Here is a 19,562-nt window from a genome sequence, read left to right on the forward strand (position 1 = left end):
TCAGCCTTCGATGGAGAGCACTGGGATGGCCTGGGTGTACGGCGAGGAGGCGGTGGAACCCGCCGAACGTATCCGAAGCCAGAAGAAGTCGTGGCTGCCGAGCGTGAGGGTCAGGGAGCCATCGGCGCCGATTCCCGGGAACGGTTGGCCTCCGAACACATCCCTCAAGCCTCTTCCGGCATATTCAGGGATATCCAGAGTGGTAGCAACCGGATGCTGAGACAGGTTGAAAACGCACAGGATCGATTCGGCGTCCTCGCCTTCCGGATTGTCCTCCCGGAGTTCGCGCAAATAGGCAAGGACCACTTCATGGTCTGCCGGAACGTTCCGGTAGCCGCCTAGCCCGAAGGCCGCGTGGTTCCTCCGGACACTCAGGATCTGCCGTGTCCAGCGCAGGAGCGATCCGGAATGGGCCGCTTCGGCCTCGACGTTCGCCATGCTGTAGTTGTAGACCAGCGACTGGATGACGGGCAGGTACAGCTTTCCGGGGTCGGCGTTGGAGAACCCTGCGTTGCGGTCCGGGTTCCATTGCATGGGCGTGCGGACGGCGTCGCGGTCGTCAAGCCAGATGTTGTCTCCCATCCCGATTTCATCCCCGTAGTACAAGAAGGGGCTGCCCGGAAGGGAAAGCAGCAACGCGTTGATCAGTTCGATCTCGGAGCGGGAATTGTCCAGCAGCGAGGCAAGCCTGCGCCGGATCCCGATGTTGGCGCGCATCCGCGGGTCCGGGGCGTACCAGCCCAGCATGGCGGCACGTTCGTCGGAGGTGACCATCTCCAGGGTGAGTTCGTCGTGGTTGCGCAGGAAGGTGCCCCATTGGGCGCCGGCCGGGATTCCCGGGGTGTCCCGCAGCGTCTCGATGATGGGGGCAGCCTTCTGGTCACGGAGCGCATAGTACAGGCGCGGCATGATGGGAAAGTGGAAGGCCATGTGGCATTCCGGTTCTTCCTCCGTGCCAAAGTACTCGACGACGTCGTGCGGCGGTTGGTTGGCTTCGGCGATGATCACACGCCCCGGGTAGTTCTCGTCCACCATCTTCCGAAGGTCCCGCAGGAAACCGTGGGTCGCCGGCAGGTTTTCGCAATTGGTGCCCTCTTCCTCGAAGAGGTACGGGATGGCATCTGCCCGGAATCCGTCAATGCCTTGGTCCAGCCAGAACCTGACGACGTCGTGCAGGGCCTCGACGACCTTGGGGTTTTCGAAGTTCAGGTCGGGCTGGTGGCTGAAGAAGCGGTGCCAGAAGAACTGCCGGCGGATCGGATCGAACGTCCAGTTCGACTCTTCCGTGTCCACGAAGATGATGCGCGCGTCCTGGTACTTCTCGTCGGTGTCACTCCACACGTAGAAGTCCCCGAACGGACCATCCGGATTCTTACGTGACTCCTGGAACCAAGGGTGTTGGTCCGAGGTGTGGTTCAGCGGGAGGTCAATGATGACCCTGACGCCCCTCGCGTGGGCTTCGGCCACGAGCCGCTTGAAGTCGCTGATGGTGCCGAACTCGTCCAACACGGATGTGTAATCGGAAATGTCGTAACCACCGTCGCGCAAAGGCGAATCGAAGAACGGCGGCAGCCACAAACAATCCACCCCGAGCCACTGCAGATAATCCAACTTGTCGATCAGTCCGTGGAAGTCACCGGAACCATCGCCATTCGCGTCCGCGAAGGCCCTCACCAGAACCTCGTAGAAAACAGCCTTTCGATACCAATGAGGGTCATGTTGAAGACCCGGGGCGTTCAGCTCGAAAGTGTTCTTCGGCGTGAAGTACTGATTTTGACCCTGCGGATTAAAGCTCACTAAGGCTACCTCCGGATATTGAGAATGTGTGCCGGTTCTTGATGGGCGTCCAGTCGGACGTAGTTGTACTCGCCCCACTCCCAGCTTTCGCCGCTGACCAAATCATCCACCCAGAATCGTCCGTTGGCGGTGAAGTCGGATGGATCCAGCGAAAGAGCCGAGAGATCCAGGGTCACGGTGCTTTCCCTGATGCCGTGGGGATCGACGTTGACCACGATGATCAAGGTGTCCTTGCTGCCGTCAGGCAAGGTCTTGTGCTTGGAGAACACGATGGTGGCGTCGTCAGTGCTGTGGTGCAAAGTCAGGTTCTGCAGGTCGCCCAGGGCGGGGTGGGCCTTCCTGATGGCGTTGAGCCGCGTGATGTACGGGGCGAGGCTGTGCCCGGAAGCGGCCGCGGCATCCCAGTTGCGGTCCTTGAACTCATATTTCTCGTTGTCGATGTACTCTTCGGCACCGGGACGCGCCACATGCTCGTACAGCTCGAATCCGGCGTACACGCCCCAGAGCGGGCTGGCCGTCGCCGCCAAAGCGGCGCGGATGCGGAACGCGGCCGGACCGCCGTATTGGAGGTATTCGGTGAGGATATCCGGGGTATTGACGAAGAAATTGGGTCGGAAATACGCCGGGGATTCGTGGCTGACCTCCTGGAAATACGATTCCAGTTCGGTCTTGGTGTTCCGCCACGTGAAGTACGTGTACGACTGTTGGAAACCTGCCCGGCCGAGAGCGTGCATCATCGCGGGGCGGGTGAACGCCTCGGCGAGGAAAACGACGTCGGGGTACTTTTTGTTGACCTTGCCGATCAGCCATTCCCAGAACCACACCGGTTTGGTATGGGGGTTGTCCACGCGGAAAATCTTCACGCCGTGGCTCACCCAGAGGAAGACAATGCGCAGGATTTCCTTGGAGAGTCCAGCGGGATCGTTGTCGAAGTTCAGCGGGTAAATGTCCTGGTACTTCTTGGGCGGGTTTTCGGCATAGGCGATGCTGCCGTCAACCCGAGTGGTAAACCATTCCGGATTGGTCTTCACCCAGGGGTGGTCCGGGGCGGCCTGCAGCGCCAAGTCCAGAGCGACCTCGAGGCCCAGCTCATTGGCGCGGGCCACAAACCCGTCGAAATCCTCGAACGAGCCCAATTCTGGGTGGATGGCGTCGTGGCCGCCGGCTTCGGAGCCGATGGCCCACGGCGAGCCCGGATCCTGCGGACCCGGGGTCAAGGTGTTGTTGCGTCCCTTGCGGTGCTGGAAACCAATCGGGTGGATAGGCGGCAGATAGATGACGTCGAAGCCCATGTCCGCAACGGCGTCGAGCCTTTTGGCCGCCGTCGTGAAGTTGCCTGAAGTCCACGTTCCCGTGGTGGGATCGAAAACGGCACCTTCGGAGCGGGGAAAGAATTCGTACCAGGCCCCGCGGCCGGCGAGGTCACGCTCCACGAGGAGCGGGTATTGTTCCGAGACGGTCACGAGTTCACGGATCGGCTGGCGCTCGACGACGGCCACGACCTCTTCGCTGAAGCCGGCGGCAAGGCGCTCCTCGTCAGTCTTCGAAGTATCGGCGAGGCCTTCCGAGGCAGCGCGAAGGATTCGCTTGTCCGCCGCGCTTCGGGCGCTTTCGCCTGCCGCTTCGGCGAGCAGCGCGACACCCTCGGCGAGCATGAGCTCCACATCGATGCCGGCCTCGACCTTCACTTCCGCGTTGTGATGCCACGTGCCATAGCGGTCGTGCCAGGCTTCGATTGCGAAGGTCCAGGCTCCGGGCGTCGTCGGAGTCAGCAGGCCCTCCCAGCGGTCCGTTCCCTTGCCACGCTCACCCGGGGCCGGGGCGAGCCGGACACGTTGGCGTTCTTTGCCTTTGGGGTCCAGCAGGACGGCGCTCACCCCCAGCTGGTCGTGGCCCTCACGGAAGACCGTGGCGCCAACCACCAAATCTTCACCAGGCAAGGCCTTGGCCGGGAACCGGCCTTCCTCGATCACGGGCTGCACGGCCGTGATGGGGAATCTGCCGAATCTAAGACCTTCGGTGATACCGGCCTTCTGCTTGGACTTGGACGCTGAGCTGGATCGCGGTGCTGCAGTAGTGGTCACAACCTCGACGTTAGCGAGAAAAATCACATTTTGCGAAGAGGTACCCCAGACTCTTCCGCGCAATGTGTCATTTACCTAAAAGAAACCGAAAGCTGTTCCTGCCGTCCACCGAGTGGATTAGTGTGACGCTCGTGAAGGCAATTCGAAGGTTTACCGTCCGTACACTGCTCCCCGAGCCGATCCAGCCACTGGCGCGTCTCGCGATGAATCTGCGCTGGTCGTGGCACCGGCCTACCCGTGAACTCTTTGCGAGCCTTGACCAGGAATTGTGGGAGGAGAGCCGTCACGATCCAATAAGCCTCCTCGGGTCAATCAGCCGCGATCAGCTGGACCAACTTGCTTCCAACAATGAACTTGTAGAGCGTGTGCAGCGTGCGGCGGCGAATCTGGACCGGTATCTGAGTGAGCCGCGCTGGTACCAGGGCCTGGGTCCGGATGCTCCGGCGTGCATCGCGTATTTCTCGCCTGAATTCGGGATCACCGAGGTGCTTCCGCAGTATTCCGGCGGCCTGGGGATCCTGGCCGGTGACCACCTGAAGGCCGCTTCGGACCTGGGCGTGCCGCTGATCGGCGTCGGGCTGCTGTACCAGGCGGGCTACTTCAAGCAGTCCCTCTCCCGGGACGCCTGGCAGCAGGAGACCTACCCGGTCCTGGACCCGGACGGCCTGCCCCTGACACTGTTGCGCGAACCGTCCGAAGACGGCACCGGCAAGCCGGTGACGATCTCACTGCCGCTGCCCAACGGACGCAAGCTCAACGCGCACATCTGGCGGGCCGACGTCGGGCGCGTGCCGCTGCTGCTGCTCGATTCGAACGTCCCGGCCAACGACGACGCCGCGCGCGGGATCACGGACCGGCTCTACGGCGGCGGCGGTGACCACCGCCTGCAGCAGGAACTGCTGCTGGGCATGGGCGGGGTGAAGGCCCTGCGCGTCTACCAGCGCCTCACCGGCACCCCGGCCCCGGAAGTGTTCCACACCAACGAAGGCCACGCCGGGTTCCTGGGCATCGAACGCATCCAGGAACTCATGTCCGCCGAAGCCCCGCTGAGCTGGTCCGAGGCCCTCGCCGCCGGACGCGCGTCCACGGTGTTCACCACCCACACCCCCGTCCCGGCCGGCATCGACCGGTTCGAGGCCGTGCAGATCAGGCACTTCTTCGACGCCGGCCTGGCCCCGGACGTCCCGGTGGAGAAAGTCCTGGACCTGGGCCGGGAAAACTACGACGGCGGCAACCCCGCGGTCTTCAACATGGCCGTCATGGGCCTGCGCCTGGCGCAGCGGGCCAACGGCGTGGCCAAACTCCACGGCGTGGTCTCCCGCGAGATGTTCTCCGGGCTCTGGCCAGGCTTCGACCACTCCGAAATCCCCATCACCTCCGTCACCAACGGCGTCCACGTACCCACCTGGGTGGACCCGCGCATCTCTGCCTTGGCCCGCCAGCAGTTTGGAAGCGAGGCCGAGGCCATGGGCCGCTGGGATCTCGCCTACAACGTCAGCGACGAGGACGTGTGGACGCTGCGGCGTCAACTTCGCGTTTCCCTCGTGGAGGATGTCCGGCGTCGGCTCCGGGCGGCATGGAAGAAGCGCGGGGCGGCCGATGCGGAGCTGGGCTGGACGGACACCGTGCTGGACCCGGACGTGCTCACGATCGGTTTCGCCCGGCGCGTGCCCACCTACAAGCGCCTGACCCTGATGCTCCGGGACCCGGCACGCCTCAAGGCGCTGCTGCTGCACCCGAAGCACCCCATCCAGCTGGTCATCGCCGGCAAGTCCCACCCGGCCGATGACGCCGGCAAGAAGATGATCCAGGACCTGGTGAAGTTCACCGACGACCCCGCCGTGAGGCACCGGATCGTGTTCCTGCCCAACTACGACATCGCCATGGCCCGGACCCTGTTCCCGGGCTGCGACGTGTGGCTGAACAACCCGCTGCGGCCCCTGGAGGCCTGCGGCACCTCCGGGATGAAGGCGGCCATCAACGGCTCCCTGAACCTCTCGGTGCTGGACGGCTGGTGGGATGAGATGTACGACGGCGAGAACGGCTGGGCGATCCCGACCGCGAACAACGACGCGTCACCGACCGAACGCGATGACATCGAAGCCGCCGCGCTCTACGAGCTCCTCGAGACCCAGGTGGCACCGCGCTTCTACGGCTCCACGGTCTCCGCGGACGCCGGCGCGGCCGGGCCCTCGCAGTCGGGCCCGGAAGCCGTGCCGACGCACTGGGTGTCCATGATCAAGCACACCCTGGCCCACCTCGGCCCGGCAGTCTCGGCCGACCGGATGCTCCAGGACTACGTCAACACCCTCTACCGCCCGGCAGCGGGGTCAGGACGGCGTGCCGTGGCTGGCTTCTTCAAGGAGGCGAAGGAGCTGGCGGCGTGGACCACCAAGGTCCGCAACGCCTGGCCGCAGCTGATCGTGGAACACGTCGATTCCATCGGCGTCTCCGAAGAACCCCAGATCGGCGACACCCTCCAGGTCAACGCCTACATCGCCCTCCACACCCTGACACCGGACGACGTCAGCGTCGAGGTGGCCTACGGGCGGGCTGAAGAAAGCGATGAGTTGGAGGACATCACCGTGGCCGAACTGAGCTCGTTCGAGGACCTCGGCAACGGGCGCCACCTGTTCACCGGGTCCATCCTGATCAACCGCTCCGGATCGTTCGGCTACACCGTCCGGGTCTTCCCGAAGCACCCCTCCCTGGCCTCGAAGGCCGAACTGGGGCTGATCGTCAACGCGTAGCGACGAGCTGGCCGGACGGGCATCGCCCGCCCGGCCAGTCGAGCTACTGCTGGAAGACCGCTATGACGGCGAGGTCCCGCCCGGAGTAGAACTCGGCGTCTTGGAGGATCTCGCAAACCAACCCGAAGGACCGGTCTGTCCGGTAGGCCGCCGGGACCTGCCAAATCAGGGTGACAGGTGATTGGTCGTCCTCGGACACACTGTCTGCGAAATCGTGGAGTGAATCGTTGAGCGCATCCAGGTCCACCCCGTCGTACTCGGGGAAATCGAGCACCTGGCCGAACACTTCCAGGACGCCCTCCTTGTTTGTTGCCGGCGGCACCATCACGGTGCGGCGGCCGGCGTCGGACACTTGTTCCTTTAGTTCTTCCAGTGTCCACGTGTCTGCCGAATAGATTTTCATGGTTCCTAAGTGCGGTAGATGTTGATGGTGTTGCCTTGGACGACTTCCCGTTCGCCTGCCGCGACTAGCGCTCCTTGCCTACGGTCATTGAGCTCGGAGGTTGTCAGCCTTAGTTCGAACATCCGGCTGCCAGCCCCGGATTCGGCGACCAATTTGGGCAAGACAACTTTCTGGTCATCCTTGTTCCCGTTGATCACGAGCAAGCCCCGGTAGGCACCGCCTTCCGAGCTCACCAAGAGTTGCACAACACGCAGCGAGGGATCGTGCCACCGGGACGCCGTCATCGGCTGGCCCTCCTCATCAAACCATTCCAGGCCCGTTCCCTTGTCCGGGAAACCTTCGTCCTGGGCGTGCAGGAACTCCTTGCGGAGCCGGATCACCCGCTTGGTGCTCCGCAGCATGTCATGCGATTCGGGTGTCTGGGTCCAGTCGATCCATGTCAGGGGGTTGTCCTGGCAATAGGCGTTGTTGTTTCCCTGCTGTGTGCGTCCGAGCTCATCGCCGGCAGTGATCATGGGTACGCCGATGGAGATCATCAAGGTGGTCATGAGGTTCCGTTTGGAAAGGGCACGGGCCGCGAGAATCCTCTCGTTCTCCGTTCGTCCTTCGAATCCGTGGTTGTAACTACGGTTGTCGCCGTGGCCGTCGCGGTTTTGTTCGCCGTTGGCTTCGTTGTGCTTGCGGTCGTAGGACACGAGGTCGGCAAGCGTGAAACCGTCGTGGGCGGTGATGAAGTTGAGGGAGGCGAGCCTCGAGCGCCCCGAAGGTTCAAAGACCCGGGCGGAGCCAGTCAAGGCGTCCGCCAGGACCCCAACGTTGCCGCCGGACATCCCGGCGTCGGCGGCGCCCCGGTCAGAGAGCCAGAAGCGGCGCACGCCGTCGCGGAAGTGATCGTTCCAGTCCACCCAGCCCTTGGGGAACCGTCCGGTCTGCCAGCCGCCGTAGCCCACATCCCATGGTTCGGAAATGAGCTTGGTCTTGGAGATCACCGGATCTTCCGCGATGCGCTTCAGGAAAGGGTGCTCGGGATCGAACTCGTTGCCGGCATTGCGGCATAGGGTCACGGCAAGGTCGAAGCGGAAGCCATCGATGTGGAATTCTTCCGCCCAATAGCGCAGCGATTCAATCGCCAGATCCACTACCTTCGGTTCGGCAAAATTGAGGGTGTTGCCGCAGCCCGTCGTATCGAGGTAGCGGCCGTGGGCATCATGACGGTAGTACCGCTCCTCGCCCAGACCCCTGAAACTGAAGGTGTCTCCGTCAGGCCCGCCTTCCGCCGTGTGGTTGTAGACGACATCGAGGATCACTTCGATCCCCGCCGCATGCAGGAGCTTCACCATGCCCTTGAATTCGTCCTGGACGGCGTGCGGGCCGGCCTGCTGGGCCGCCTGCGTGGCGTAGTCCGCATGCGGCGCAAAGAACGCTGCCGTGTTGTAGCCCCAATAGTTGGTCAGGCCCAAGTACTGCAGGTGCTGCTCGTCCATGTGGAAGTGGATGGGCAGCAATTGCACAGCAGTCACTCCCAATGAGTGGAAGTGCTCGATCATGGCGGGGTGGGCCATCCCCGCGTACGTGCCGCGGAGGTGCTCCGGGATATCCGGATGCAGCATGCTTTGGCCCCGGACGTGAGCTTCGTAGACAATGGTGTCCCGCCACGTCGTGCGCAACGGGCGATCGTCACCCCAGTCGAAACCCGATTCCATCCGCACGGAGGTCAGCAGTTCTCCGCGCTGGTGCACCGCCCGACCGTAGGGATCGAGCAACAGCTGCTCGGCGTCGTCGGCGTCAAAGTCCGGGGCAGGAACGGACAGTGGGAGCGTGTCCTCGTGGACTGCGGCGCGGAAGCCGTACCGGGTGCCGGGCGGCAGCCCGTCGACAATCCCGTGGTGAACGCCGTCCTCAAGTTTGGGAAGCGTGTGGATCTTCCAGGAGTCGCCAGGGGCCTTGTAAGCGATTTCGACTCGAGTAAGTCCGGGGGCCCACACAGCGACGTTGACCCGGTCCGGAGAAGGGGTGTCGCGGTCGGCTTTCCCGGGCAACGGAACACTCAGCCCGAGCGGCGACGGCCGCGAGGCGTCCACTGTAGATGCTGTGTCAAAAATCGGCATAACCATTACTTGAGAGTTTAGTCTCCGACGCCAATTCTCCCCCGCCCGCGGCCCATATGACAGTGCCCATGCCCGGCGGTCTGAACCAGGCCGGCGGCCAGTACGAACGCAAACAGGCCGCTCACCTGCTGAAACGTCGAACCATTCGGCTCGTTGCGCTTTTTGTGAAACCTGTCGTTTGAGCGGATTGTGTCGATTGCGCCGAATACGCCCGCTGCCCGCGGCTGGGTTCGTATCCTCGGCGCGGTCGTTGCATACTTTGGCTATACACCAATGTGGAGGTAATTGTGCGAATCGCCCTTGCTCAACTCATCAGCGGCCGCGAGCTGGCAGACAACCTGCTCCTGTTGGAAGGCTACGCCCGCCGGGCAAAAGAGGGCGGCGCCGAGCTCGTGGTATTCCCGGAAGCGACCATGCGGGCGTTCGGGAATTCCCTGCTCGACATCGCTGAGCCCCTGGACGGGCCGTGGGCCAGCCAGGTGCGGAAGATCGCCCGGGATCTTGGAATCGTGATCGTGGCCGGAATGTTCACCCCCGGGCTGGCCTCCGACGGCGGCAGCAATGGGAAAGTCCGGAACACGCTGATCGCCACCGGGCCCGGGGTGGACACCAGCTACGACAAGATCCACCTCTTCGACGCCTTCGGCTTTGCGGAATCGGATACCGTCGACGCCGGCACCGATCCGGTCACGTTCGACGCCGGCGGCCTCACCTTTGGCCTGGCCACCTGCTACGACATCCGTTTCCCGGCCCTCTTCACCGCTAATGCCGACCGCGGCGCCGATGTGAATATCGTGTCCGCTTCCTGGGGTGCCGGGCCTGGGAAGGCGGAGCAGTGGAAGCTGCTCGCGCGGGCCCGGGCGATCGACACCACGACCTTCGTGCTGGCTTGCGGCCAAGGCGATCCCGCGAGCCAAGGCCGTGAACCCAAGGGTGCAGCGCCTACCGGAGTGGGGCACTCGGTGGTCGTGTCTCCCCTGGGGAACGTGCTGGAAGAGCTCGACGCCGAACCGGGCCTCTTGTTCGCAGAGCTGGACGCCGCCGTCGTCAAGGAAGCGCGGGTCAAGCTCCCGGTCCTGGCGAACCGACACGACTTCTAACTCCGACTTATAAAGCGAACAGCAACGCCCGCTCACCAAAAGTAGTGAGCGGGCGTTGCTGTATTTGGCGCTATAAGTGAGCGGGCGTCCGTTGGAAACACCGTATAAGTGAGCGGGCGTCGGCTGTGCCGCCACCCAACCCGCTACTTCGTGGCGCGCTGCCTTGAGACCTCGTACAGGGAGATGCCCACGGCCATGGAGGCGTTGAGCGATTCCATGGCGGAGTCGATCGGGATGGAGATGATCTGGTCGCAGTTTTCGCGGACCAGGCGGCTGAGCCCCTTGCCCTCGGAACCCACGACAATGCACACGGGATCGGTGGCCAGGGCGAGATCCGGCAGCGAGACATCGCCGTCGCCGTCCAGGCCCAGCACGAAGATGCCCATCTGTTTGAACTGCTTGAGCGCGTTGTTCAGGTTGGCCGCCCGGGCAACGGGGACGCGGACCGCCGCGCCGGCGCTGGTCTTCCAAGCCGAAGCGGTGACGCCGACGGAGCGGCGCTCCGGGACAATCACGCCGTGGCCGCTGAAGGCGGAAACGGAGCGGATGATGGCGCCCAGGTTGCGTGGGTCGGTGATGCCGTCGAGCGCAACGAAGAGGGGCGCGTTGGGGATGTACCCCTTCTTCCACTTTGTGACCGTCTCTTCGGCAAGGTCGTAGGCGTCCTGGTATTCGTACGGCGGGATCTGCAGAACGAGGCCCTGGTGGACGGCGTCTTCGGTCATGCGGTCCAGCTCGGGCTTACCGGTTTCCAGCAGCGGGATGCCACGTTCGGCAGCGAGCTTGAGGGACTCCTTGACGCGGTCGTCCATCTCGATCCGAATGGCAACGTGCAGTGCCTTCGCGGGGATTCCGGCGCGAAGCGCCTCCACCACGGAGTTGCGTCCGGTGACGACTTCCTCAGTAGCGCGGCCCTTCGGGCCTGAGCGGGCGCCCGGGTTGGAGCGGCTGGTGCCCCCGGCCGCGCGCTTGGCCGCGGAGCGCTCGGCAAGCTGCTTGCTCTTGTACGCCTTGTGGTACTCGCGGTCCTCAGCCTTGGGGGTTGGACCCCTGCCTTCGAGGGCCTTTCGACCGTGGCCACCGGTTCCGGTGGTGGGGCCCTTCTTGCTCTTGACAGCCCGGCGACCGTTGTTGGCCATGAATTCCACCCTTGATTGTGTTGAGTACGTCTGCAATCAAGTCTACTGAATCAACTTAAATCGGGACGACGGCGCTTTCTCAATCCCTCTTGAGGCTCCAGCTGGCTCCATCGGCGCCATCCTCGACGGCGATACCGGCTGCCGCGAGAGTGTCGCGGATCGCGTCGGAAGCCGCCCAATCCTTGTTCACCCTCGCCTCGGCGCGAGCCTGCAACTGGGCTTCCACGAGGACCTCAAGGGCCTGGGCAGTCTCGGAGTTCTCCTGGACTTCGCCGCGGACGTCGTTCAATCCAAGCACGGTGGTCATGGCCATCACTGCCCGGAGCGCCTGCTCGGCCCCGGCGTCGTCTCCGGACGCCAGAGCGGTGTTCCCCGCCCGGACAGTCTCATGCAGCGCGCCGAGGGCCTGCGGGACGTTGAGGTCGTCATCCATGGCAGCAGCAAAGGCATCCGGAACGGGGCTCGACTCAGGGTGCGCGGCGAAGTCGCCACCGAACTTCTTGGAAGCCTTCGCAACAAAGCCGTAGATCCGCTCTACGGCCGCCGCAGCCTCCTGGAGCGAGGTGGGCCGGTAGTCCAGGACGGAGCGGTACTGCGCCTGGCCAAGGTAGTACCGGACAACCCGCGGACTGGCGAGCTCGAGCATTTCCGAGGGGCTCACTGTATTGCCCACGGATTTGGACATCTTTTCGCCCTCATACGTGACCATGCCGTTGTGCAGCCAGAAATTGGCGAATCCGTCACCGGCGGCCTGCGATTGTGCCATCTCGTTCTCGTGGTGCGGGAAGCGGAGGTCCAATCCGCCGCCGTGGATGTCGAACTGCTGGCCCAAGTACTTCGTGGCCATGGCGGAGCATTCAAGATGCCAACCCGGCCGGCCCGTTCCCCACGGCGAAACCCAGCTCGCCGTCGTCGGCTCCCCGTCCTTGTAGCCTTTCCACAGCGCGAAGTCGCGCGGGTCGCGCTTCCTGCTGCTGAATTGAGGCTCGACGTCGGCGGCTCCCTGCATGTCGTCGATGTTCTGGCGGGTCAGCGAGCCGTACTTGCTCCAGGAGCGGACGTCGAAGTAGACGTCCCCGGAGTCGTCCAGCGCAGGGTAGGCATGGCCGCGGTCGATGAGCCTTTGAATGAGGGCGTGCATCTCCGGGATGTGGCCGGTGGCACGAGGCTCATAGGTGGGGCGGGAAACGCCCAGGACATCGTAGGCCTGCTCGAATTCCTGCTCGTAGCGGTAGGCCAGGGCCCACCACTCTTCCTCGGCCTTGGCTGTGGGTTCCTCGGCCCAGTCCGGTCCGAAGGACTGCGCCGACTTGGCGAGGATCTTGTCGTCGATGTCCGTGACGTTGCGGACAACAGTGACACGCAGGCCCCGGTATTCAAGCCAACGGGTCAACTGGTCGAAGGCGATCGCGGAACGGACATGCCCCACGTGCGGCATCCCCTGCACCGTGGCACCGCAGTAGTAGACGCTGGCCTTGCCGGCTTCAAGGGGAACGAAGTCGCGGACTTCGGCGGATGCAGTGTCGTAAAAGCGCAGGGTCACCGCTCCAGATTAGCGGATGCGCACCCTCTGGCTTCGTTGCCCACCATCTACCCCTGTTGAGGCGCTATTTAGGCGCTATCGCTTTGGGTCGCTGCGGGCACGGCGTACACGAGGGCCGTGGCGACAGCGGAGATGCCCTCTCCCCGCCCCGTGAAACCCAGGCCATCGCTGGTGGTTGCCGTGACGCTGACGGAAGCTCCTGCGGCGGCGCTGAGGACACGCTGCGACTCCTCACGCCGCGGCCCGAACTTCGGCCTGTTGGCAACGAACTGCACTGCCACGTTCCCGATCTCAAAGCCGGCAGCCCGGACAATCCTGGCCGCCTCCCCCAGCAACTTCACACCGGACGCACCTGCGAATTCGGGACGGTCGGTGCCAAAATGCGTGCCGAGATCACCAATGCCGCAAGCGGAGAAGAGCGCGTCAGCGGCTGCATGGGCAACGCAATCGCCGTCGGAATGCCCGGAAAGTCCGCGCTCGCCCTTCCAAAACAGCCCGCCGAGCCATAGCGGCTGCGGATCGTTGTCGGGTGCGTAGGCGTGCACGTCCACCCCGATGCCTGTGCGCGGCAGAATCATGGCCGCGTTCTTCGGGCCTGCCATCAGCCTTCCACCCAGCGGACTCCGAGCGGCCCTTCCAGCAGGCCCTCCGCAATGATGAGATCCAAAGGCGTGGTGATCTTCAGTGACTGGCTGGCACCGCGGACCGCGTGGACCGGCACGCCCAGGAGCTCGACCAGCATGGCGTCATCCGTGACTGCCGCCGACTGCTCGTCGTCGAACGTGGCGGCCGCCGCGTGGGCGCGCAACAAAGTCTCAAAGTCGAATCCCTGCGGAGTCTGCACCGCACGAAGTTGTTCGCGCGGGGCGGTGCCGGTGACGATCTCCGGCGCGATTCCGGCGTCGTCACCGTCAGTTTCCGCAACCATCTTGACGGTATCCACCACCGGAATGGCGGGGATGACCGCTTTGGCGCCGGACGAGAGCGCCACGGCAACCCGGTGGAAGACCCGCTCGGGAGTCAGCGCGCGCGCGGCGTCGTGAACCAGGACAGCGCGCGTTCCTTCGAGGACCGCCCCAAGGGCGGCGCGGACCGAAGCGGCACGGGTGGATCCGCCGTCGACGACGGTAATCAGCGGGCCGTCAGCGCCCAGTTCCTGCCGGAATTCCTCGCACAGCTCGCGCAACTCCAGGTCCCCTGCGGGGACGGCCACGCAGATCTGGCGGGCAACGTCCGCCGTCGCGACGCCGCGAAGGGCATGCGTGAGGATCGCTTCGCCGCCCAGCGGCACTTTTGCCTTAGGCATGCCGTAGCCAAGCCGCTCACCGGAGCCTGCCGCAACGACGACGACGGCGGTGGCCTCGCGCTGGGATGGTGTAGTCATGCGCCCAAGCCTACGTGGTGGCCACCCGCCCAACTAGCTGGCAGCAAATGTCGTTTTGGGCGCCCAGAACGACATCTATTGCTAGTCAGTTGGGCTTTGGAGCTAGTCAGTTGGGCTTTGGAGCAAAAGGAAACCCCGGCAGCAGGTTGCTACCGGGGCTCAAATCTTTGAATCTCTGTTAGGAAGCCAGAACTTCGTCGAGAACGCTTGCGGCCTTCTCTTCGTCGGTCTTCTCAGCCAGTGCCAGTTCTGAAATCAGAATCTGACGGGCTTTGGCCAGCATTCGCTTTTCACCTGCGGAAAGGCCGCGATCGTGATCACGGCGCCAAAGATCGCGGACGACCTCTGCAACCTTGATGACGTCGCCGGAAGCAAGCTTCTCCAGGTTTGCCTTGTAGCGACGGGACCAGTTGGTGGGCTCTTCAGTGAACTCGGCACGGAGAACGTCAAATACGTGCTCCAAGCCTTCCTTGCCCACTACGTCGCGGACCCCAACAAGGTCTACGTTTTCTGCTGGAACTTCAATGGTCAGATCACCCTGAGCCACCTTGAGCTTGAGATACATTTTCTCTTCGCCCTTGATAGTGCGCATCTTGATTTCTTCAATTTTTGCTGCACCGTGGTGAGGGTAAACTACTGTCTCGCCGACCTCAAAAACCATGTGGACTTTCCCCTTTCCCGCAGACCAGTTTATCACGCTTAAGGCATACGATTGGCACGGAAAGGGGTCCTGAGCCCTGTAAATACGCGGAAAATGGCCTTTTCGGACCTCCGGCACCCTCTTGACGGGAGGGCATAAAAGTGCATTGGACGCAGCGTTCCGGATGAGCCTACTCCTTCTGGAGGGCCGCCACAATGGTGATCGGAATCCTTGTTCCTGCTAGTTTGCCGATAGGCTATGGCTGAAAAGTGTTCCAATGACTCTTAGAGGAGTACGTGTCGTGCGCATTACTGCGATGAACCGTGTCCAGCGCGGCAAACTGGCGATGGCGGCGGCCGCCATCAGCATCGGTCTCTTGTCCGTGACCGGCTGTGGCTATATCAACCCCCAGCAGACCAACGAGCAGTACTCTCCGTCTGACGGCGTCAGGGAAGACCTCGGTTCGCTTCAGCTGCGCAACATGCTCATCGTCTCCACGGATGCCAACAAGCCGGGACGCGTCATTGGTGCCGTGTTCAACACCTCCTCGAGCGATGCAACCCTGACCATCAGTGGTGCCGGCGGGTCACAGGCGACCATTCCGGTCAAGGCCAAGTCCCAGACCTACCTCAACGAGACCACGGACGCCGCGGTTCTGAGCACGAGCGGCGGAGCCCCTGGCTCCATGGCTTCCGTGACCATCAAGACCGGCTCCGATTCCCGCGCCGTGCAGTTCCCGGTCCTGGACGCTTCCTTGAAGGAATACGCGAAGTACCTCCCCACCGCTTCCGCTTCTCCGAGCCCCTCGGTCAGCGGTTCCGCCACCCCGAGCAGCAGCGCAACTCCGGGCAGCAGCGCGACCCCGACTCCGAGCGCAAGCGCCACCGGCCACTAGGCGGCCGGCGGCCTGCGCCGCTTCGGTCGGCAATACGCTGGATCCTCGAAGACAAAAAGGAAGGGCTCCCGATGGGAGCCCTTCCTTTTGCTGTAGCTTCTTACGGCTCGAACTTGTAGCCCAGGCCCCGAACCGTCACGAGGTAGCGGGGAACCGAGGGGTCCGGCTCGATCTTGCTGCGCAAGCGCTTCACGTGGACGTCCAGGGTCTTGGTATCGCCCACGTAGTCGGAACCCCAGACGCGGTCGATCAACTGCCCACGGGTGAGCACACGGCCCGAATTGCGAAGGAGCATCTCCAGGAGTTCGAACTCCTTCAGTGGAAGCGATACCTGTTCGCCGTTGACGCTCACCACATGCCGCTCGATGTCCATCCTCACCGGGCCGGCCTGCACGGTGGAGGTGATGAGCTCCTCCGGCTCGCCTTGCCTACGCAGCACGGCACGGACGCGCGCAACGAGTTCCCTGGAGGAGTACGGCTTGGTGACGTAGTCGTCCGCGCCAAGCTCCAGTCCAACTACCTTGTCGATTTCCGAGTCCTTGGCCGTCAGCATGATGACCGGGACGCTGGAGCGTTGGCGCAGTTGCCGGCAAACCTCAGTGCCAGGAGTTCCCGGAAGCTGCAGGTCCAGCAGGACCAGGTCGGCCCCGTTGCGGTCGAACTCCACCAAGGCATCACTGCCGTTGTCTACAACCTGGACATCGAAGCCTTCTTTGCCCAATAGGTAGGACAGAGGGTCGCTGAACGACTCTTCGTCCTCCACGATCAGAATCCTGCTCAAGCGCCAGCTCCTTGCTCTAGGGCGCGCACAGCGCCCGTCGATTGAATCACGCTTCGGGGCTTCGCCCCGGCGTCGTCGTCCTCCTGGCCTTCCATTTCCGGAAGGCGGATGGTGAAAGTAGAACCTTGGCCGGGCTGGGACCAGACGGTGACCTCGCCGCCGTGGTTGGATACCACGTGCTTGACGATACTCAGGCCCAAACCCGTTCCCCCGGTCTGGCGGGACCTCGCCGCATCCACGCGGTAGAAGCGTTCGAAGATGCGTTCCTGGTCTTCGGGGCTGAGACCCTCGCCCTGGTCTGTGACGGAAATGGCCACCACGCCCTCTTTGGCGCGGACCCCCACTCCCACACGGGTGTTTTCCGGCGAATAACGAATGGCGTTGTCGATCAGGTTCCGTAGGGCGGTCACCAACAGGTCCTGGTCACCGAACACCATTGTTTCCGTTCGGCCCCCCACGACGATCTTGATGTTCTTGAGCTCGGCCGGGAGCTGCGAGCGGTCCACGGCCTCGGAGATCACCGTGTTGATGTCCACGGCGTGCCCTTGCTGTGCCACGTTGGCTCCCTGAAGCCGGGACAGCTCAATGATGTCCTGCACCAGCGCGGCCAGCCTTGTCGATTCCTTGTGCATGCGCTTCGCGAAGCGACGCACGGCTTCTTCGTCGTCGGGGCTTGCCTCGAGCGCTTCCGCCAGAAGGGAGATGGCGCCCACTGGCGTCTTGAGTTCATGCGAGACGTTCGCGACGAAGTCGTTGCGGATCTCTTCGGTGCGGGTGATTTCGGTGCGGTCATCGGCCAGCAGGACGATATATTCCCACCCGAGCATGGCTGCCCGCACCTGCACCACGATGGTTCCCTTGCCCAGTGGGCCGCGGGGCAACTCGTAGGTCTCTTCCAGGATCACGCCGTCGCGCCGCACCTTTGCGGTCATGTCCAGCAACTGCTTGTGCACCACGGTGTGGCCTCTCACGAGGCCGTAGGCGTAGGCCGCGGGACTGGCCCGGACGACGCCGTCGATCGCGTCCACCACGACGAAAGCGCGCCCGACGACGGACAGCACCTCCGCGGCTCCCTCCGGAAGCAGCGGCTCGGTCACGTCCAGGTCAACGATCTTTCGCTGCCGTTCGCTGAGCCTGAACGCGAGCACGCCAAAGACGCCGCACGACAGGCCGACTAGACCTGCGATGACACCGATGAGCACTGGATCCACGGATCTAGCTTATGCGCTCAAAACACTGCAAAATATGGAACGGTCACCAAACAGCCCCGATTCAGCTAACGTTCACCTAAAGGTGCGCAATCGTTCATTGACCACTGCCACCCTTACTAGTTGGACCGTAGTTAGCTGTGATGATTTTCGCGCCGCCAGAAGGGTGCGGAGGAGATTTCCAAGGAGAGGACGCCACCGTGCGCAAGGTTTTTCAGGAGGAGCTCATCCAGGTCGGTGAGGACCTCATTGAGATCTCAAAACTGGTCACTGAGGCGATCCAGAACGCGACCACCGCATTCGAAGGTGCCGACGTAGATCTCGCCCAGGATGTCATTGCCGCCGATGCCCGGATCGATTTCCTGCAGAACGGCCTCGACGAACGGGCCATCGATATCTTGGCCCTCCAGGGCCCTGTGGCAAGCGATCTCCGGATGATTGTCGGTTCCCTGCGGATGAGCGCATCCCTTGAGCGCATGGGTGACCTCGCCCGGCACGTGGCCCAGCTGGCCCGTTTGCGCTACCCGGCCACGGTCATCCCCGAGCAGCTGACGGCAACGTTCAAGGACATGGCCCGCCTCGACCTTGAAATCATCCAGAAGGTCACCCTGCTCCTGGAGTCGCGCGACCTGGAAGTTGCCCGGGACATCCTCAAGCTCAACATCAGGGTGGACGATCTGCACTTGAGCGTCTTCAGGGCCATCGCCGATCCCGCTTGGGCCGAGACAGCCGCCACTACCGTGGATGTGGCCCTCGCCAGCCGCTACTTCGAGCGCTTCGCGGACCACGGCGTCTCGGTTGCCCGCAAGGTGACCTACCTGGTCACCGGTGAATGGCAGCCGGAAGGCTTCTAGCCACGCTCAACGAACAACGACGGCGGCCGGCCCACCTCGCGAGGTGGGCCGGCCGCCGTCGTTTTCTCAAGAGCTTATTTCTTGCCTTGGGCAGCTACAGCCTTGATGGACTCTGCCGCGGCCTCGGGGTCGAGGTAGGTTCCACCGGGGTTGATCGGCTTGAAGTTTTCGTCCAGGTCGTAGACCAACGGGATGCCCGTCGGGATGTTCAGACCGGTGATGTCTTCGTCGCTGATGCCGTCCAAGTGCTTGACGAGGGCGCGCAGGGAATTGCCGTGAGCCGTGACCAGGACTGTCTTGCCAGCCTTGAGGTCTTCCTTGATGTCTGACTCCCAGTACGGCAGGAGACGGACCAGGACGTCCTTGAGGCACTCGGTGCGCGGCAGGGCGTCCCCGAGGCCCGCGTAGCGCACGTCGTTGACCTGGGAGAACTCACTGTCATCGGAGAGGGCAGGCGGCGGGGTGTCGTAGCTGCGGCGCCATTCCATGAACTGCTCTTCACCGAACTCGGCCAGGGTCTGGGCCTTGTCCTTGCCCTGCAAAGCGCCGTAGTGGCGCTCGTTGAGGCGCCAGTCGCGCTTGACCGGGATCCAGCCGCGGTCGGCCTTGTCCAGGGAAATGTTCGCGGTGTTGATGGCCCGCTTGAGCAGGGACGTGTACAGGATGTCCGGGAGAACGTTGTTCTCGACCAGGAGCTCTCCGCCGCGCGCTGCTTCCTCGCGGCCTTGGTCGTTCAGGTCGACGTCCACCCAGCCGGTGAACAGGTTCTTGGCGTTCCAGTCGCTGTGGCCGTGGCGCAGCAGAATCAGCTTGTAAGTCATGGTTTTCATCCTAAGCGATCAGGCCTGGTCGTTGCCGGGCGTTACGTCGCAACGC

Annotated in this window: 16 protein-coding genes; 4 read left to right on the forward strand and 12 right to left on the reverse strand. The window is 63.4% G+C overall.

The features are described 5' to 3' along the window. Entirely contained in the window at positions 1-1,797 is a 1,797-nt protein-coding gene (gene treS / locus ACSVHC_RS07565) for a maltose alpha-D-glucosyltransferase (protein ID WP_437772454.1), read from the reverse strand. 5 nt (positions 1,798-1,802) lie between these two features. Beyond that, complete coding sequence (locus tag ACSVHC_RS07570; RefSeq protein ID WP_437772453.1) at positions 1,803-3,881, reverse strand: alpha-1,4-glucan--maltose-1-phosphate maltosyltransferase; 2,079 nt, start codon at positions 3,879-3,881, stop codon at positions 1,803-1,805. A 131-nt stretch (positions 3,882-4,012) separates the two neighbouring features. Between ACSVHC_RS07570 and glgP the strand changes: the two genes are divergently transcribed. Beyond that, complete coding sequence (gene glgP / locus ACSVHC_RS07575) at positions 4,013-6,631, forward strand: alpha-glucan family phosphorylase (RefSeq protein WP_439180772.1); 2,619 nt, start codon at positions 4,013-4,015, stop codon at positions 6,629-6,631. A 43-nt stretch (positions 6,632-6,674) separates the two neighbouring features. Here the strand turns inward: glgP and ACSVHC_RS07580 are convergent, their stop codons facing one another. Together ACSVHC_RS07580 and glgX are read right to left on the reverse strand one after the other, a co-directional pair. Next, on the reverse strand, positions 6,675-7,034 hold the full coding sequence (locus tag ACSVHC_RS07580) for a barstar family protein (protein ID WP_437772451.1): 360 nt from the start codon (positions 7,032-7,034) through the stop codon (positions 6,675-6,677). A 5-nt stretch (positions 7,035-7,039) separates the two neighbouring features. Next, positions 7,040-9,148: a glycogen debranching protein GlgX gene (glgX, locus tag ACSVHC_RS07585; protein ID WP_437772450.1), complete on the reverse strand. Its 2,109-nt coding sequence runs from the start codon at positions 9,146-9,148 to the stop codon at positions 7,040-7,042. Between the two features lie 281 nt (positions 9,149-9,429). Here glgX and ACSVHC_RS07590 point away from each other — a divergent pair, with 281 nt between their 5' ends. Next, positions 9,430-10,242, forward strand: a complete 813-nt coding sequence (locus ACSVHC_RS07590) for a carbon-nitrogen hydrolase family protein (RefSeq protein ID WP_437772449.1) — start codon at positions 9,430-9,432, stop codon at positions 10,240-10,242. A gap of 143 nt (positions 10,243-10,385) precedes the next feature. On the opposite strand, the gene rlmB is transcribed toward ACSVHC_RS07590, so the two are convergent. From rlmB to ACSVHC_RS07615, 5 genes are all read right to left on the reverse strand, one after another. Then, positions 10,386-11,381, reverse strand: coding sequence for a 23S rRNA (guanosine(2251)-2'-O)-methyltransferase RlmB (rlmB, locus tag ACSVHC_RS07595; RefSeq protein WP_437772448.1), 996 nt, complete (start codon positions 11,379-11,381; stop codon positions 10,386-10,388). Positions 11,382-11,460: 79 nt separating this feature from the next. Beyond that, the gene (cysS, locus tag ACSVHC_RS07600; protein ID WP_437772447.1) at positions 11,461-12,924 is read right to left on the reverse strand and encodes a cysteine--tRNA ligase; all 1,464 of its coding nucleotides are present in this window, start codon (positions 12,922-12,924) and stop codon (positions 11,461-11,463) included. A gap of 68 nt (positions 12,925-12,992) precedes the next feature. Then, positions 12,993-13,502 carry a 2-C-methyl-D-erythritol 2,4-cyclodiphosphate synthase gene (gene ispF / locus ACSVHC_RS07605; protein WP_439181380.1) on the reverse strand — a complete coding sequence of 170 codons (510 nt, stop codon included), beginning with the start codon at positions 13,500-13,502 and terminating at the stop codon, positions 12,993-12,995. Positions 13,503-13,525: 23 nt separating this feature from the next. Next, positions 13,526-14,308, reverse strand: a complete 783-nt coding sequence (gene ispD, locus ACSVHC_RS07610; protein WP_437772446.1) for a 2-C-methyl-D-erythritol 4-phosphate cytidylyltransferase — start codon at positions 14,306-14,308, stop codon at positions 13,526-13,528. Positions 14,309-14,486: 178 nt separating this feature from the next. After that, positions 14,487-14,969 carry a CarD family transcriptional regulator gene (locus ACSVHC_RS07615; RefSeq protein WP_011690592.1) on the reverse strand — a complete coding sequence of 161 codons (483 nt, stop codon included), beginning with the start codon at positions 14,967-14,969 and terminating at the stop codon, positions 14,487-14,489. Positions 14,970-15,264: 295 nt separating this feature from the next. Between ACSVHC_RS07615 and ACSVHC_RS07620 the strand changes: the two genes are divergently transcribed. Next, on the forward strand, positions 15,265-15,843 hold the full coding sequence (locus tag ACSVHC_RS07620) for a hypothetical protein (protein ID WP_437773956.1): 579 nt from the start codon (positions 15,265-15,267) through the stop codon (positions 15,841-15,843). Between the two features lie 100 nt (positions 15,844-15,943). Here ACSVHC_RS07620 and ACSVHC_RS07625 read toward each other — a convergent pair whose 3' ends face one another. Both ACSVHC_RS07625 and ACSVHC_RS07630 read right to left on the reverse strand, forming a co-directional pair. Continuing rightward, a complete protein-coding gene (locus ACSVHC_RS07625; RefSeq protein ID WP_059388662.1) occupies positions 15,944-16,624 on the reverse strand; it encodes a response regulator transcription factor in 681 nt (226 codons plus the stop codon). Next, a complete protein-coding gene (locus ACSVHC_RS07630) occupies positions 16,621-17,826 on the reverse strand; it encodes a sensor histidine kinase (protein ID WP_437773955.1) in 1,206 nt (401 codons plus the stop codon). The genes ACSVHC_RS07625 and ACSVHC_RS07630 overlap by 4 nt, the downstream gene beginning before the upstream one ends. A gap of 206 nt (positions 17,827-18,032) precedes the next feature. On the opposite strand from ACSVHC_RS07630, the gene phoU reads away from it, so the two are divergent. After that, positions 18,033-18,686 (forward strand): phosphate signaling complex protein PhoU, encoded by a 654-nt coding sequence (gene phoU / locus ACSVHC_RS07635; RefSeq protein ID WP_284753411.1) that lies wholly within the window; start codon positions 18,033-18,035, stop codon positions 18,684-18,686. Between the two features lie 74 nt (positions 18,687-18,760). Here phoU and ACSVHC_RS07640 read toward each other — a convergent pair whose 3' ends face one another. After that, on the reverse strand, positions 18,761-19,507 hold the full coding sequence (locus ACSVHC_RS07640) for a phosphoglyceromutase (protein ID WP_437772445.1): 747 nt from the start codon (positions 19,505-19,507) through the stop codon (positions 18,761-18,763). Positions 19,508-19,562: the final 55 nt, after the last annotated feature.

This window comes from Arthrobacter sp. KNU-44 (genome assembly GCF_051843155.1).
Lineage (GTDB): Bacteria > Actinomycetota > Actinomycetes > Actinomycetales > Micrococcaceae > Arthrobacter.

What these genes read in the sequence shown, in the direction of transcription:
- ACSVHC_RS07640 (WP_437772445.1), bottom strand. Translation starts at nt 19,507, where the DNA reads ATGACTTACAAGCTGATTCTGCTGCGCCACGGCCACAGCGACTGGAAC.
- ACSVHC_RS07620 (WP_437773956.1), top strand. Translation starts at nt 15,265, where the DNA reads ATGAACCGTGTCCAGCGCGGCAAACTGGCGATGGCGGCGGCCGCCATC.
- glgX (WP_437772450.1), bottom strand. Translation starts at nt 9,148, where the DNA reads ATGGTTATGCCGATTTTTGACACAGCATCTACAGTGGACGCCTCGCGG.
- rlmB (WP_437772448.1), bottom strand. Translation starts at nt 11,381, where the DNA reads ATGGCCAACAACGGTCGCCGGGCTGTCAAGAGCAAGAAGGGCCCCACC.
- ispD (WP_437772446.1), bottom strand. Translation starts at nt 14,308, where the DNA reads ATGACTACACCATCCCAGCGCGAGGCCACCGCCGTCGTCGTCGTTGCG.
- ispF (WP_439181380.1), bottom strand. Translation starts at nt 13,502, where the DNA reads ATGATTCTGCCGCGCACAGGCATCGGGGTGGACGTGCACGCCTACGCA.
- ACSVHC_RS07615 (WP_011690592.1), bottom strand. Translation starts at nt 14,969, where the DNA reads ATGGTTTTTGAGGTCGGCGAGACAGTAGTTTACCCTCACCACGGTGCA.
- ACSVHC_RS07580 (WP_437772451.1), bottom strand. Translation starts at nt 7,034, where the DNA reads ATGAAAATCTATTCGGCAGACACGTGGACACTGGAAGAACTAAAGGAA.